The 15168-nt window shown below is 73.1% G+C and carries 13 protein-coding genes; 6 read left to right on the top strand and 7 right to left on the bottom strand.

Features of this window, described 5'->3' with window-relative positions; all coding sequences use genetic code 11:
* Nucleotides 1–110: 110 nt before the first annotated feature.
* On the top strand, nucleotides 111–782 hold the full coding sequence (locus ACIBMZ_RS01210) for a metal-dependent phosphohydrolase (RefSeq protein ID WP_396689952.1): 672 nt from the start codon (nucleotides 111–113) through the stop codon (nucleotides 780–782).
* Here ACIBMZ_RS01210 and ACIBMZ_RS01205 read toward each other — a convergent pair.
* Nucleotides 672–1085 (bottom strand): DUF4031 domain-containing protein, encoded by a 414-nt coding sequence (locus ACIBMZ_RS01205; RefSeq protein ID WP_396689950.1) that lies wholly within the window; start codon nucleotides 1083–1085, stop codon nucleotides 672–674. The two genes, ACIBMZ_RS01210 and ACIBMZ_RS01205, sit on opposite strands and share 111 nt — an antisense overlap.
* Here ACIBMZ_RS01205 and ACIBMZ_RS01200 point away from each other — a divergent pair.
* Nucleotides 1084–2478 carry an FAD-binding oxidoreductase gene (locus ACIBMZ_RS01200; RefSeq protein WP_396689948.1) on the top strand — a complete coding sequence of 465 codons (1395 nt, stop codon included), beginning with the start codon at nucleotides 1084–1086 and terminating at the stop codon, nucleotides 2476–2478. The genes ACIBMZ_RS01205 and ACIBMZ_RS01200 overlap by 2 nt on opposite strands.
* 52 nt (nucleotides 2479–2530) lie before the next feature.
* On the opposite strand, the gene ACIBMZ_RS01195 is transcribed toward ACIBMZ_RS01200, so the two are convergent.
* Nucleotides 2531–3058 carry a hypothetical protein gene (locus ACIBMZ_RS01195; RefSeq protein WP_396689947.1) on the bottom strand — a complete coding sequence of 176 codons (528 nt, stop codon included), beginning with the start codon at nucleotides 3056–3058 and terminating at the stop codon, nucleotides 2531–2533.
* Nucleotides 3059–3141: 83 nt separating this feature from the next.
* Complete coding sequence (locus ACIBMZ_RS01190) at nucleotides 3142–5001, bottom strand: glycerol-3-phosphate dehydrogenase/oxidase (RefSeq protein ID WP_396689945.1); 1860 nt, start codon at nucleotides 4999–5001, stop codon at nucleotides 3142–3144.
* 50 nt (nucleotides 5002–5051) lie between these two features.
* On the opposite strand from ACIBMZ_RS01190, the gene ACIBMZ_RS01185 reads away from it, so the two are divergent.
* The 3 genes from ACIBMZ_RS01185 (at nucleotide 5052) to ACIBMZ_RS01175 (ending at nucleotide 8767) form a co-directional block, all read left to right on the top strand.
* On the top strand, nucleotides 5052–7463 hold the full coding sequence (locus ACIBMZ_RS01185) for a S8 family serine peptidase (RefSeq protein WP_396689943.1): 2412 nt from the start codon (nucleotides 5052–5054) through the stop codon (nucleotides 7461–7463).
* Between the two features lie 50 nt (nucleotides 7464–7513).
* A complete protein-coding gene (locus ACIBMZ_RS01180) occupies nucleotides 7514–8455 on the top strand; it encodes a GNAT family N-acetyltransferase (RefSeq protein ID WP_396689941.1) in 942 nt (313 codons plus the stop codon).
* 69 nt (nucleotides 8456–8524) lie between these two features.
* Entirely contained in the window at nucleotides 8525–8767 is a 243-nt protein-coding gene (locus ACIBMZ_RS01175) for a hypothetical protein (RefSeq protein WP_396689940.1), read from the top strand.
* Nucleotides 8768–8819: 52 nt separating this feature from the next.
* Here ACIBMZ_RS01175 and groL read toward each other — a convergent pair whose 3' ends face one another.
* The 3 genes from groL to ACIBMZ_RS01160 all read right to left on the bottom strand — a co-directional run bounded on the left by groL (nucleotide 8820) and on the right by ACIBMZ_RS01160 (nucleotide 12276).
* A complete protein-coding gene (gene groL / locus ACIBMZ_RS01170) occupies nucleotides 8820–10442 on the bottom strand; it encodes a chaperonin GroEL (protein ID WP_396689938.1) in 1623 nt (540 codons plus the stop codon).
* 273 nt (nucleotides 10443–10715) lie between these two features.
* On the bottom strand, nucleotides 10716–11753 hold the full coding sequence (locus ACIBMZ_RS01165; protein WP_396689937.1) for a hypothetical protein: 1038 nt from the start codon (nucleotides 11751–11753) through the stop codon (nucleotides 10716–10718).
* Between the two features lie 322 nt (nucleotides 11754–12075).
* Nucleotides 12076–12276 carry a cold-shock protein gene (locus tag ACIBMZ_RS01160; RefSeq protein WP_131053053.1) on the bottom strand — a complete coding sequence of 67 codons (201 nt, stop codon included), beginning with the start codon at nucleotides 12274–12276 and terminating at the stop codon, nucleotides 12076–12078.
* Nucleotides 12277–12486: 210 nt separating this feature from the next.
* Here ACIBMZ_RS01160 and ACIBMZ_RS01155 point away from each other — a divergent pair, with 210 nt between their 5' ends.
* The gene (locus ACIBMZ_RS01155) at nucleotides 12487–13017 is read left to right on the top strand and encodes a GNAT family N-acetyltransferase (RefSeq protein WP_396689935.1); all 531 of its coding nucleotides are present in this window, start codon (nucleotides 12487–12489) and stop codon (nucleotides 13015–13017) included.
* Between the two features lie 438 nt (nucleotides 13018–13455).
* Here ACIBMZ_RS01155 and paaN read toward each other — a convergent pair whose 3' ends face one another.
* On the bottom strand, nucleotides 13456–15129 hold the full coding sequence (paaN, locus tag ACIBMZ_RS01150; protein WP_396689933.1) for a phenylacetic acid degradation protein PaaN: 1674 nt from the start codon (nucleotides 15127–15129) through the stop codon (nucleotides 13456–13458).
* Nucleotides 15130–15168 lie beyond the last annotated feature (39 nt).

Genomic DNA, 15168 nt, shown 5'->3' with positions numbered 1-15168 from the left:
CGACTACCCACGGCACGAAGGGACAATCCTCGCCGGGCGGGTGCGCCCACCCAACGGGTGACGGACCCGCCGTGACCCGAGAAACCCCCCGGTGGTGCAGACTCGTCCGGGTGACGGGGCTGACGCAACGGTGGCGGGCCGCCGCCCGCTCGGCGGGCGCGACCCGGTCGGCGGCGGTGGACGACGCCGGGGCCGAGCTGCTCACCCGCTGGCGGGAGCCGCACCGTCACTACCACACGGTCGACCACCTGACCGCCGTGCTCGACCTCGTCGACCGGTACGCACCGGCCGCGTCCCGGCCCGACCTGGTCCGGCTCGCCGCCTGGTGCCACGACGCGGTGTACGACCCCCGGGCACCCGGCGACCGCAACGAACGCGACAGCGCCGCGCTCGCCGAGTCCCTGCTCACCCGGGCCGGACTGCCCGCCGCCGAGGTGGCCGAGGTCGGCCGGTTGGTCCTGCTCACCGCCGGGCACGCGGTGGACCCGGCGGACCGCGACGGCGGGCTGCTCTGCGACGCCGACCTGGCGGTGCTGGCCGCGCCCGAGCCGGAGTACGACAGGTACGCGGCGGCGATCCGCCGGGAGTACGCCCACGTGCCGGAGCCGGACTACCGGGTCGGTCGGGCCCGGGTGCTCTCCGGGCTGCTCGCCCTGCCCGCGCTGTTCCGGCTAGCCCCGCTGGCCGACGCCGGACAGGCGCGGGCGCGGGCCAACCTGACCCGCGAGCTGGCCGCCCTCACCGGCCGGGGCGCGGGCGGCGAGGTGTTTGGGGCGACGTAGGCCGGTGGCCCGCAGGAGCCGGACGATCTCGCGACTCGGCACCACCTGCGCGCCGAGCCAGACCGCCATCGCGAAACGTTCCGCCGGGATGTCGTAGTGGTCCCGGTCGAAGCCGCGCCGGGGAGCGCCGAGCGCCTCGGCGAAGGCGTGCAGTTCGGCGACGGAGACGTCACTGATCAGGTGGGACCAGAGTCGACCCCGTGCCGGCCAGGCCGGCCGGTCCAGGTAGATCACGGCAGCCACGGTACCCGGCGACGACCCGAGGTTGATGATCACCATCGGCCGGTCGTAGCCTCGGCCCATGGCCAGCCTCCTCGACGACCTCCGCGCCGCGCTCGGCCCGGACGCGGTCCTCACCGACCCGGACCTGCTGCGCGGGCACGAGCGGGACGAGGCCGACCTGTGCGCGTCCGGCACCCCGCTGGCGGTCGTCCGGCCGCGCAGCACCGAGGAGGTGGCCGCCGTGGTGCGGGCGGCCGGGCGGCACGGCGTACCGGTGGTGCCGCAGGGCGCGCGGACCGGCCTGGCGGGTGCGGCGAACGCCGTCGCGGGCGCGGTGGTGCTGAGCACCGTGGCGATGGACGCGATCCTGGAGATCGACCCGGTGAGCCGGATCGCCGTGGTCCAGCCCGGCGTGGTCAACGCGGCACTCAGCGCCGCCGTGGCCGAGCAGGGCCTGTGGTATCCACCGGACCCGGGCTCCTGGGAGTCCTCCACCATCGGCGGCAACGTCGCCACCAACGCGGGCGGGATGTGCTGCGTCAAGTACGGCGTCACCACCGAGTACGTGCTCGGCATGGAGGTGGTGCTCGCCTCCGGCGAGGTGCTGCGCACCGGTCGGCGTACCGCCAAGGGGGTGGCCGGGTACGACCTCACCCGGCTCTTCGTCGGCTCCGAGGGCACCCTGGGGGTGATCACCGAGGTGACCGTGGCGCTGCGGCCCGCCCCGGCGGAGTCGTTGACGCTGGTGGCGGTCTTCGGCTCCACCGCCGAGGCCGGTGACGCGGTGGCCCGGATCGCCGCTCGTGGGCTCTCCCCCAGCCTGCTCGAACTGCTCGACCGCACGCACCTGGTGGCGATCGAGGCGTACCGGCCGATGGGGCTGCGCACCGACGCCGAGGCGCTGCTGCTGGCCGCCGCCGACACCGGTCCCCGGGCCGCCGAGGACCTGGCCGAACTGGCCGCCGTCTGCACGGCCGCCGGTGCCGCCGAGGTGTACGCGGCCACCGACGCGGTGGAGGCCGCCGCTCTGCTCCAGGCCCGACGCCTGGCCCACCCGGCGATGGAGAAGTACGCGACGGACACGTACCCGGGCGGCAACGGCGGCCTGGTCATCGACGACGTGGCGGTGCCCCGGGCGGCGCTGGCCGCGCTGCTCGACGGGGTCGCCCGGATCGCCGTCGAGTGCGAGGTGCCGATCGGTGTGGTCGGTCACGCCGGTGACGGCAACATGCACCCGAACATCGTGGTCGACCGGGCCGATCCGGCCAGTCTGGAGCGGGGCCGCCGGGCCTTCGACGAGATCATGCGGCTCGGCCTGGCGCTCGGTGGCACCTGCACCGGCGAGCACGGCGTCGGGCTGCTCAAGCGGGAGTGGCTGGCCCGCGAGATCGGGCCGGTGGGCGTCCGGGTGCATCAGGCGATCAAGCACGCCCTCGACCCGTCCGGGCTGCTCAACCCCGGCAAGGTGCTCTGATCCGGGCCGTCCGGACTGCGCCGCCCGGGCGAGGTGCTTCTGACGGGCGGCCTCAGCCGACCATCTCGGCCGGGGTGTTCTGGGTGAGCAGCAGCAGGATCTCCTCGGCCACCTCGGGCCGTTCCTCGCCGGGGCAGTCCTGCGAGGTGATCAGACCGGCCGAGGTGAGCAGGCTGGAGGTCAACGCGCCGACGCAGGTGACCCGGTAGCCCCGGGCCTCGTCGGTCTCCTTCGCCAGCCTCGGGTCGGCGAGCAACTGCTGCAACCGTTGGCGGTGTTCCTCGCTGAGCGTGCCGGTGGAGGTGACGCCGTCGCCGGCACAGTCGATGCACTCCCACCGGCCGTCGGGGGTCACGTTCAGGGTGCGCAGCGGCCCGTCGCTGCCGAGGTTCTGCAACAGGCTGACCCGCCCCTGGCCGCTGGTCGCGGCGCCACCGGCACCGGGCTGGTCGGCGGCCGGCCCGCTCGCCGACGTCTCCGGTGCGGCGCGCTGGCCGAACGAGGCGCATCCGCTGAGGGCGACCACCACCAGGGCCGTGACGGGCAGGGACACCAGCCGTGACCAGGGTTGCGCTATCACGCGCGGAACCTACCCTACCGTAGGTAGGACACGGAAGCGTCCGGACGGACATCCATCGACAGCGATATCCAGAATGGACCTGGTCAGCGTGGCAGCCCCGCCGCACCGTCGTCCGCGCCACGGTCCGCCGGATAGCCGCGCACGTCCGGCGCACCCAGCCGGGCGGCGTCCGCCGTCGCGTCGTCCGGCATCAACTGAGACTGCCGCTCCGCCTCCACCCGCGCCCGGTAGTGCGTCACCTCGCGCTCGCGCCGGGCCGCGTCCCAGCCCAGCACCGCGCCCATCAGCTCGGCCGCGTGCTCGGCCGAGTCCAGCCCCCGGTGCGTGGTCTCGAAGGAGATCCGGGTACGCCGGGTGAGCACGTCCTCCAGGTGCAGCGCGCCCTCGGCACGGGCCGCGTAGGTCACCTCGGCCGCGAGGTACTCCGGCGCACCGGCCAGCGGCGACGCCTGCAACGGGTCGGCGTCGATCAGGGCGAGCAGGTCCAGGGTGAGGCTGCCGTAGCGCTCCAGCAGGTGCTCGACCACCCCGACCGGCACCCCGTGCCGACGGGCCAGATCGGCCCGGTCCCGCCACATCGACGCGTACCCGTCCGCCCCGAGCAACGGCAGGTCGGCGGTGCGCGAGGGACGTTGCGCCCCGAGCCGGTGCGCGGCCCGGTCGACCACGTCCGAGGCCATCACCCGGTACGTCGTGTACTTGCCGCCGGCCACCAGCAACAACCCGAGCATCGGCTCGATGACGGCGTGCTCCCGGGACAGCTTCGAGGTGGAGTCCGCCTCGCCGGCCAGCAACGGGCGCAGCCCGGCGTACACGCCCTCGATGTCGGCGGTGGTGAGCGGCCGGTCCAGCACGGTGTTCACCTGCTGCAACAGGTAGTCGATGTCGCTGGCGGAGGCCGCCGGATGCGACCGGTCCAGTCGCCAGTCGGTGTCCGTGGTGCCGATGATCCAGTGCCCACCCCAGGGGATCACGAACAGCACACTGCGGGCGGTACGCAGGATCAGCCCGGTCTCGCCGGTGATCGCCGAGCGGGGCACCACCAGGTGCACCCCCTTGGACGCCCGGACCCGGATGCCGCGCCGCAACCCGACGTCGTCGAGCATCCGCGACATGTCGTCGGTCCACACGCCGGTGGCGGCGATCACGGTCCGGGCGCGTACCTCGAACTCGGCCTCCGGGGAACCGGCGGGCGCCTCCAGGTCGCGGACCCGTACCCCGGTCACCTCCCGGGCCTGCCGGATCAGCCCGACCGCCCGGGTGCTGCTCACCACCGTCGCGCCCAGGCTCGCCGCGGTCCGGGCCAGCGTCACCACCAGCCGGGCGTCGTCCACCTGGCCGTCGTAGTAGCGGATCGCGCCGGCCAGCCCCTCGTTGCGCAGGCTCGGGAAGACCCGGCGGGCACCCTCGCGGCTGAGGTGCCGGTGCAGCGGCATGCCCCGGCCACCGCCGAAGAGACCCGCGAAGGCGTCGTACGCGGCCACCCCGGCGCCGTAGTACGCCCGGCGCAGCACCCGGGCCGGCAGGTCGCGTACGCCCTGCCCGGCGGGGAGCGGCACCAGGAACGGCACCGGACGCACCAGGTGTGGCGCCAACCGGGTGGCCAGCAGGCCCCGCTCGGTGAGCGCCTCGTGCACCAGGTTGAACTCCAACTGCTCCAGGTAGCGCAGGCCGCCGTGGATCAGCTTGCTGGATCGGCTGGACGTACCGGCCGCGAAGTCGCGGGCCTCGACCAGGGCCACCTTCAGCCCCCGGGAGGCCGCGTCGACGGCCGCGCCGGCTCCGGTCACACCACCGCCGATGACGAGTACGTCGAAGCGCTCGGCACGCAGCCGACGCAGGTCGTCGGCCCGGCGGGCGGGCGAGAGCTGGCCGGCAACGGATCGCAAGACGTGGGGATCGCGCACCCGTCCACGGTAGCCGCAGCGATCACCTGGTGGCATACGACGGCCGTCGGGGACGGCCGGTGGAGCCCGGACCGTAGGGTGTGCGGATGCGTGACGATCACTTGACGTCCGGTGACGCCGGCAGTCCCTGGGCCGTTGTCGCGGCGGTGCTGGTCGGCGGCGCCACGGTCACCATCACCCTGCTGACACAGGCCGGTGGCTGGTTGGTCGACCAGGTGCTGCTGCTCAGCGGGCTGGACCGGTTCGTGCCGCTCTGGCCTCTGGCCGGTCTGTTCACCGTGCTCCTCGTCGGTGCCGCCACGCTGCCGCTGGCCCTGGTCCCCCGCTCGGCCGCGATCCGGGCCGCCGGCCGTGCCTGGCTGGCCGGGACGCTCGCGATGGTCGTACTCGGGCTGCTGCGGACGATCCCGCCGGTGCACCACGAGGCGTACCTCGCCGCACTGGCCGTGACCGCCGCGCTGCTGGCGCTGCTCGCGCACCGGCTCTCCCCCCGCCTGGCCCCCGCTCCCCACCCCGCCCGCCCCGAGCCCGACCGGGCCGCCCCACCGGCTCCCCGGCCGACCGTGGTGACCCTGCTCGGCATCGCGGGCGGGCTGGTCCTGCTGATGCCCTGGGTCCGGTTCGGGGCGCTCGGCGGGCTGCTGGAGACGCTGCTGGCCGGGCTGGCCGCCGCCGCCGTGGGAGTGCTGGCCGGTGAGTTGCTGGACGCCCGTTTCTGGGGCCACCACGAGGTCGGCGAGCCACCCCGACCGGCCCGGCTGGTGCTGCTCGGCGGTCTCGTCGCCGGTGTGGTGCTGCTGCTGGTCGGTGCCGGTACCGGCCAGTCGGGCGCCCAGTTGCCGCTGCTGCTGACCCTGCCACCGGCCGGCTTCGCGCTGGCCGCGCTGCGGGCCCTGGCCCGGCGTACCGACCCGGGACGCGGTCGCCTCCCCACCGCGACGCTGGTCGGGCTGGGTGTGTTCGGTCCGCTGGCCTTCACCGACCCGGAGGAGGTCACCCTGCTCCTGTCGGGCAGCCGGGACATCCCGTTCTGGGTGGCCGTCACCACGGGTGCCGGGCTCCTGATCGCGCTGCTGCTGTCGACCGCGTACGCGCTGACGCTGGCCCGGCCCTCGGCGCGCCCGCCACGTCGGGCCACGGCCTGGGCGACCGCCGTGGTGATGCTGCTGACGGTCGGCGTCGGAGGTGTCGTCGCCGGCCAGCCCGGGCTGCACGGCGAACGGTTGTTCGTGGTGCTGCGGGAGCAGGCCGACCTGACCGGCCTGCCGGCCGGGACGGGCCGGGCGGGCCGGGACGCCCGCGCCGAGGAGGTCTACCGTCGGCTGGTCGACACCGCCGAGCGGACCCAGGCCGACCTGCGCCGCGACCTGCGCCGACTGCGGCTCGACCACACCGCCTACTACCTGGTCAACGCGATCGAGGTGGACGGCGGGCCGGTGACGCGGGCCTGGCTGTCCACCCGGCCCGAAGTGGCGAGGGTCCTGGTCAGCCAGCGGCTGCGCCCACTGCCGGTGCCGGACGGTACGACGCGCGGCGACGCCCCCGCGCCGACCGGGCCGCCCTGGAACATCACCATGATCGGCGCGGACCGGGTCTGGTCCGAGCTGGGGGTGACCGGTGCCGGGGTGACCGTGGGCAGTTCGGACTCCGGGGTGGACGCCGGGCACCCGGCGCTGACCCCGGGCTTCCGGGGCGGCGACGACTCGTGGTTCGACCCGTGGAACGACACCCGTACGCCGACCGACCGCAGCGGGCACGGCACCCACACGGCGGGCAGCGCCGTCGGGCGGGACGGCATCGGCGTGGCACCGGGAGCGCAGTGGGTGGGCTGCGTCAACCTCGACCGCAACCTGGGCAACCCCGCCGCGTACCTGGACTGTCTCCAGTTCATGCTGGCGCCCTTCCCGCCGGGCGGCGACCCGTTCGCGCAGGGACGCCCGGCCCGGGCACCGGAGATCCTGACCAACTCGTGGGGCTGCCCGTCGATCGAGGGTTGCGCCCCCCGGACACTGCTGCCGGCCGTCGACGCCCTGGAGGCCGCCGGGATCCTCGTGGTGGCCGCCGCCGGCAACACCGGCCCGTTCTGTCGATCCATCCAGGACCCGCCGGCCCCCTACCCGGACGTGCTGACGGTCGGCGCGGTGGACGAGCGGCGACGCGTCACCGACTTCTCGTCCCGGGGACCCACCCCGTCGGGAGTGCACAAACCGGACCTGGTGGCGCCGGGCGAGGACATCCTCTCCGCGATGCCCGGAGGTGGCTACGCCGCGCTCGCCGGCACGTCGATGGCGACCCCGCAGGTGGCCGGCGTGGTGGCGTTGATGTGGTCGGCCAACCCGGACCTCGTCGGCGACCTGGACCGAACCCGACGCATCCTGCGCGAGACGGCCACCCCGATCGACGTCCCGAGCGGCACCGGCACCTGCGGCGGTACGGCGAACGTGGCCGGCGCCGGGCTGGTCGACGCGTACGCCGCCGTCGAGGCCGCCCGGGGCTGACGTCCGATCGGGTCTGACACCGGACCGGATGTGATCTAGGGTCGGCAGCCATGGACGGGACCACCATCGCCGAGTTGAGCGTCGAGCGGGCCGCCGAGGTGGTGGAGGTCTGCCGCCGGGCGCTCGACCTGCCGGAGGACGCGGCCGAGGCGGAGCCGCTCGTGGCGACGCTCTGGCACCGGGCCGCCGCCGACCGGCCGGTGCGGGTGTTCGGCGCGTACCGGGGTGAAGACCTGGTCGGGGTCCTGATCGGCTCGCTCTCCGGCGAGGCCGGGCACGTGGACCTGCTGGCGGTGGACCCCGAGGTCCGTCGTCAGGGCGTGGCCCGGGCCCTGCTCGGGCACGCCGAGCGGGTGCTGGCCGAGGCGGGCGCGGCCGAGATGGTGCTCGCCGGGAACCCGCCCCACTACGGCTGGCCCGGCGTCGACGTCCGCTACACCCCGGCGATCTGTCTCGCCCTCGCGCTCGGCTACCGCCAGGACCGTACCGCCTGGAACATGACCGCCGACCTGTCGTCCGACTCGTCACCGGCGCTGCGCTCCACCGAAGCGGCCGAGGCCCGGTTGGCCGGGCAGGGCGTGACGGTACGCCGGGCCGAGCCGGCCGACCTGCCGACGCTCGCCGCGTTCGCGCAGACGACCTTCGGCGGGGCGTGGGACGCCGAACTGGCCGGTTCGGTGGGCCGCCCCGACGCCGGCTGCCACCTGGCCGAGCGCGACGGTGCACTGCTCGGCTTCGCCGCGTACGGGTCGTCCCGGCCGAGTTGGTTCGGGCCGATGGGCACCGCGCCCGCCGCCGAGGGGTCGGGCATCGGCGGTGTCCTGCTCCGCCGCTGCCTACGGGACCAGCGGGCGGCCGGTGTCGAGTTCGCCCAGATCGGCTGGGTCGGGCCGGTGCCCTTCTACTCGCGCAGTGCCGGGGCCCGGATCGAGCGGGTCTTCTTCCTGTACCGCAGGGCGCTCACCGGTCGGAACGAGTCAACCGGCGCATAGCCGCCGATAGCACCGTTCCCCCACCCCGGTCATCGACGCCCCCTACGGTTTTGCGTAGAGGAGGCAGCCATGACCACGGATGACGAACAGACCCGGGACACCCTGGCGGTGCCCCTGGTCGCGGTTCCCGAACTCCCGGCCCAACTGCCGATCGACCGGCTGGACTACGGCGACGCCGAGCAGTTGGCGGAGATGTTCGGGGCCGCCGAGCCCCCCGAGGAGCCGCTCATCCTGGTCGACGAACCGGCACCGCACCACGGGCCGTACGAGCGGGCGCGGCACCAGCGCGACGAACGGCCACTGCCGACATAGGGAAGGGGCGGACCGCTGACGCGGTCCGCCCCTTCCGGCGTTGGAGCTGGACTCAGAAGTCCATGTCCCCGCCACCCGGACCAGCCGGGGCGGCCGGGGTCTTCTCCGGCTTGTCCGCCACGACGGCCTCGGTGGTGAGGAACAGCGCGGCGATCGACGAGGCGTTCTGCAGCGCCGACCGGGTCACCTTGGCCGGGTCGATGATGCCCGCGGCCAGCAGGTCGACGTACTCACCGGACGCGGCGTTGAGGCCGTGACCGGCGTCGAGGTTGCGGACGCGCTCGACGACGACGCCACCCTCCAGGCCGGCGTTGACGGCGATCTGCCGCAGCGGGGCGTCCAGCGCGATCTTCACGATCTGCGCGCCGGTCGCCTCGTCGCCGGCCAGGTCCAGCTTGTCGAAGGCGGTCTTGCCGGCCTGCACCAGCGCGACGCCACCACCCGGGACGATGCCCTCCTCGACGGCGGCCTTCGCGTTGCGGACGGCGTCCTCGATGCGGTGCTTGCGCTCCTTGAGCTCGACCTCGGTGGCCGCGCCGACCTTGATCACCGCAACACCGCCGGCCAGCTTGGCCAGACGCTCCTGCAGCTTCTCCCGGTCGTAGTCGGAGTCGCTCTTGTCGATCTCGGCCCGGATCTGGTTGACCCGGCCCTGGATCTGCTCGGCGTCACCGGCACCGTCGACGATCGTGGTCTCGTCCTTGGTCACCACGACCTTGCGGGCGCGGCCCAGCATGTCGAGACCGGCGGCGTCCAGCTTGAGGCCGACCTCCTCGCTGATGACCTGGCCACCGGTGAGGATGGCGATGTCGGTCAGCATGGCCTTGCGGCGGTCACCGAAGCCCGGCGCCTTGACGGCGACCGACTTGAAGGTGCCCCGGACCTTGTTGACCACCAGGGTGGCCAGGGCCTCGCCCTCCAGGTCCTCGGCGATGATCAGCAGCGGCTTGCCGCCCTGCATGACCTTCTCCAGGATCGGGAGCAGGTCCTTGACCGACGAGATCTTGCTGTTGGCGATCAGGATGTACGGGTCGTCGAAGACGGCCTCCATACGCTCCGGGTCGGTCATGAAGTAGGCCGAGATGTAGCCCTTGTCGAAGCGCATACCCTCGGTGAGCTCCAGCTCCAGCCCGAAGGTGTTGCTCTCCTCGACGGTGATGACGCCTTCCTTGCCGACCTTGTCCATCGCCTCGGCGATGATCTCGCCGACGCTGGTGTCACCAGCGGAGATGGAGGCGGTGGAGGCGATCTGCTCCTTGGTCTCGACGTCCTTGGCGAGCTTCAGCAGCTCCTCCGAGACGCTGGCCACGGCCGACTCGATGCCCCGCTTCAGGGCCATCGGGTTGGCGCCGGCGGCCACGTTGCGCAGACCCTCGCGAACGAGAGCCTGGGCCAGGACGGTCGCCGTCGTGGTGCCGTCACCGGCCACGTCGTCGGTCTTCTTGGCGACCTCCTTGACCAGCTCGGCGCCGATCTTCTCGTACGGGTCCTCGAGCTCGATCTCCTTGGCGATGCTCACACCATCGTTGGTGATGGTGGGGGCACCCCACTTCTTCTCGAGCACGACGTTGCGGCCCTTGGGGCCGAGGGTCACCTTCACGGCGTCGGCGAGCTGGTTCATGCCCCGCTCGAGGCCGCGGCGAGCCTCTTCGTCGAACGCGATCATCTTGGCCATACGGCGTTGTCCTCCTGGACACTCACGGACCAGCCGGGGTGTGCCCCGGACGGGCCGTCTGGTGTACGCACCTTGGGACGTCGCCACCTGGCGACGGCGACGTCTCCTCGGCCGGGCCGGATAGCCCGCGACGACCGGCCACTGCCCCGCCCGGGGTGGTCCCCCGAGTGCGACGGTGGCCCCACCGTCCCGACCAACTGGCACTCACGCCATGCGAGTGCCAATGACTTGTTTAGCACTCTGCCCTGCCGAGTGCAAGCACGACCGCCGCGATCAGCCGAGTTCGTGCGCCAGTTGGGCGTCGTTCACCGGCCCCTCGTGTGCCCGCTGCTCGGCGTACGTGACGACCAGCCCGACCAACTGGGCGAGGTGGGCCGGCAGGGTCAGCAGCGCCGCCATCACCGTCACCAGGACCGTGCCGACCGTCACCGTCCGGGTGTCCATCGGGCCGGTGCCGATGAGCAACAGCCCCACCTGCTCGATCCCGGCCGCCACCAGCGACACGGCGATCACCGCGCCGATCACCAGCGCCAACCGGCCGAGCAGCAGACCCAGCCGCTGCCGCAGCATCTGGTGCGAACGGCCGATCGGGTTGTCCCGCTCGAAGAGATAGACCGGGCCGACCATGGCCAGCGCGAAGACCGCGTAGATGCCGGGCAGGAAACAGAGGCAGAGACCGAACAGCACGATCATGCCGACCAGCAGTGTCCAGCCCCACAGCCCGAGCGCCCGCCGGAGCCCGTAGCGCAGGGCGGTGCCGAGGTCGACCGGCGCACCGGCCGCCTGCCGGGCGATCACCCAGGTACCGGCCGCCCACCCCACGCACTGCGCCAGGCTGGCGACCAGACCGGCCCCGAACAGGCTGCCCACCCAGATGACGGCGTCGGCCCAGAACCCGGCGGGCAGCGCCTCACTGTCGCGGGCGAGCTGCTCCTCCCAGCGCGCGGAGGGATCGACCACCAGCCCGAGCACCGCCACCACCACCGCCGGCAACACCTGGGTGACCAGCACGATCGGCAGCAGCACCGGCCAGCCCCGGCGGAGCGCGCCGACGCTGCGCGCGTACCAGCCGCCCACTCCGGCACCGGGCGGATTCACCAGCGGGCTGGCCGGGTCGAGGCCGTACCCCGGCTGCGGATACCCACCATGGGCCGAGGCCGGATACGGCTGGCCCGGATAGGGCTGACCGGGATAGGGCTGGCCCGGGTACGGCTGATCGGGGTAGGGCTGGCCGGGGTAGGACTGGCCCGGATGGGGCGTCGGTGCGCCCGGCTGGCCGGACACGTCGGCGTGCCGATCAGGCCCGGTCACGGACGAGCCGGGCCCGGTCACGGACGAGCCGGGCCCGGTCACGGACGAGTCGGGCCCGGTCACGGACGACTCAGGCTCGTTCGCGCGTGAGTCGGACCCGTCCGTCGACGGGGTCGGCTCGTTCGCAGGCGAGGGCCGGCCCGGCTCGTCGGAGGACGAGGACGGACCCGCCGGGGGCGGCTGGTCGGACATGGACGCTCCTCAGCGATGGCTGGATCGGCACATGATCTTCCCTGGTCGGCCCCGGCGCCGCAGCCCTGCACCGGCCACGATCCCATAACCCCGCCAGACGATCAGTCGGCGAGGCGGACGGGGTCGGTGCTCAGATGGCGCGGACCCGCTCTGCCTGGGGGCCCTTCTGGCCCTGGCCGATCTCGAACTCCACCCGCTGGCCGTCGTCCAGCGCCTTGTAACCGTCCATCTCGATCGCGGAGAAGTGGACGAAGACGTCCTGCCCGCCGTCGACGGCGATGAAGCCGTAGCCCTTTTCGGCGTTGAACCACTTCACGGTGCCCTGTGCCACGGTGTTGTCCTCACTCTGCGCGGCGTACCACAACTCCGGGCACCGGCACGCCGAGCACCCGGAGACCACCGGTTTCAGCGATCCGCGACGACCCCGAAAACGGTGACCGAAATCGCACGGTACACGAGGCGTGACGACCGCGCACGACCACAAATCGGGCGTATTCCGACTGACGGCATCGCCGTACGTCATTGTGGTAAGCATGCCGACATGACCAGCACCATGGACGGGGCCGACACCCTGCGCGCGGACGTCCGCCGGGTCGAGCCGACGGACGCAGCCCGGATGCGGGCCCTCCGTCTGGAGATGCTCGCCGACGCCCCGCTGGCCTTCCTGGAGACCATCGCGGAGGCCGCAGCCCGCCCGCACGCCGAGTACGCCGCCCGAATCGCCCAGGTCTCGGCCGGCACCCACACCGCCCAGTTCGTGGCCGACCCCGGCGGCCGGCTGGTCGGGCACGCCGGCGGTGTCGCCCACCCCACGGAACTCGCGGTCACCGTGGTCTACGCGGTCTACGTCACCCCGACCTGGCGCGGCACGGGCCTGCTCGCGGACCTGATCGAAGCGGTGGGCGCCTGGTCCCGGGACTGCGGGCGGCGCGAGCTGATGCTCGAAGTCGTGGTGGGCAACGACCGCGCGTACCGCGCCTACCAACGGATCGGCTTCGCCGACACGGGCGTACGAGTCCCGCACCCGACCGTCCCCGCCCTCCGCGAACTCCAGATGCGCCGACGCGCGTAGTTGGGAGTGGGGTGGGGGTTTCCGGGCAGCCCACCCTGCTCCGGGCGGTCAGGCTTGATCCCTCCGCAGGGTGGGCTGCCCGGAAACCCGACGTGGTCCGGCTGGTCTCGTGGGTCGTCCTCGGGTTGGCCCCACTCGCCCTCTCCCTGCTGGGGCGACCCCTGACGGTCGTGGGGAGGCGGAACGGCCGGGTTGTCCCGGCGGGTGCGGCGCGCGCCAGGTCCCCTGCGCCGCCTTTGCTCTGCGTCAACCCACGCAACGAACAGGGCGATTCGTTCCTTCTGACAGAAAGCGCACTGGCAGAGCCCTGGCAGTTGCCCAGAACCAGCACGCTTTCCCGGAAGTGTTGCGTGGAGTGAAGCAGAGCGAAAGCGGCAGGCGGGAGTACCGCCGGGGTTCCGGGGCAGCCCACACCGCAAGCAATCGAAACCCATACCCCTAGGCGTGGCGGCGGCTCTGCACGATGCGGAAACGGTTGGCGACGTACGCGCCGTCGGTCAGCGCCGAGTTGGCCGCCGCGTTCGCGCCGCTGCCGTGGAAGTCGGAGAACGCCGCCGACTGGTTCACGAAGACGCCGCCGGTGAGGTTGCCGGACAGGTGCACCCCGACCTCGATCGCGGCGCTCTCGGCGGCGTCCAACACCGCCTCGTCGGTGGAGTAGACGGCTGCGGTCAGCGCACCCTTCTCCCCCACGGTCGCCCGGAGGATGTCCAGGCTGTGCGTGGTGGAGTCGGTGGCGATGGCGAAGGAGATCGGCCCGAACCACTCCCGCGAGTAGGTCGCCGTGTCGCCCGCGTCCAGCTTGACGACCGTCGGCGTACGCACCACCGCGTCCGGGAACGACGGGTGCGTGACGGCACGCGACTCCAGCACCGGCGTACCGACCTTGGTCACCTCGTCGAGGCGGTCCAGGACGCCGTCGTTGACGATGGCGCCGGTCAGCTCGACCCCCCGGGCCGGGTCGGCGGTGAGCTTGCCGACGGCGGCGGCGATCCCGGCGGCCACCTCGTCGAAGCTCTTGTGCCCCTGGTCGGTGTCGATGCCGTCCCGGGGGATGAGGATGTTCTGCGAGGTGGTGCACATCTGACCGCTGTAGAGCGTCAGGGTGAAGCCGAGGTTGCGGCACATGCCGGCGAAGTCGTCGGTGGAGTCGACCACGACCGTGTTGAGTCCGGCCTTCTCGGTGTAGACCGCCGCCTGGCGGGCGTTGGCCTCCAGCCAGTCGCCGTACTCGGTGGACCCGGTGAAGTCCACGATCTTGACGGCCGGGTGCAGAGCCAGGGTCGAGGCCAGCTTCTCGCCGGGCGCCTCAGGGGCGAGCAGGACCAGGTTCGGGTCGAAGCCGGCCTCGGCGAGCACCTCCCGGGCGTAGCGGACCGTCACGGCCAGCGGGAGTACGGCGCGCGGGTGCGGCTTGACCACCACCGGGTTGCCGGTCACCAGCGAGGCGAACAGGCCCGGGTAGGAGTTCCAGGTCGGGAACGTGTTGCAGCCGATGACGAGGGCGACGCCGCGCGGCACCACGTGGAACGTCTTGGTCATCCGCAACGGGTCGCCCTTGCCGGCGGCCTTCTCCCAGGCAGCGGTCCCCGGGTGCCGGGTCATCTCCGCGTACGCGTAGGCGACGGCCTCCAGCGCCCGGTCGAGCGCGTGCGCGCCACCGGCCTGGAACGCCATCACGAACGCCTGACCGCTGGTGAACTGCACCGCGTTGGCCAGTTCGAAGACGTGCTTGTGCAGCCGGGCGAGGATCTCCAGGCAGACCCCGACCCGGATCTGTGGACCGGCGTCCCGCCACGCGGGCAGCGCCGTGGACGCGGCGGCGACGAGTTGGTCGGCGGTGGCGTGCGGGTACCGGACGTTCAGCGGCACACCGAACGGACTGGTCTCGGTGGCGACCCGGTCGCCGTCGCCCGGCTGGTCGAGCGGGAAGTCCCCGCCCAGGTACGCCTCGAACGCGGCCTTGCCGTCTGCGGCTGCGGTCTCGCCGTACACCCGGGGGCTGGGTGATTCCGGGTAGGCGGACCAGTACCCGCGCTCCGCGATCGCGGTCAGCGCGCGGTCGAGGGTGTCGGCGTGCCTGTCGTAGAGGGGGTGCGGGGTCTCCGTCATGCCCGCCATCATGCAACAGGAAGCCCCGCGATCAGTAGG

This window comes from Micromonospora sp. NPDC049900 (genome assembly GCF_044461025.1).
Lineage (GTDB): Bacteria > Actinomycetota > Actinomycetes > Mycobacteriales > Micromonosporaceae > Micromonospora.
This window is presented reverse-complemented; position numbering and strand designations above follow the sequence as displayed.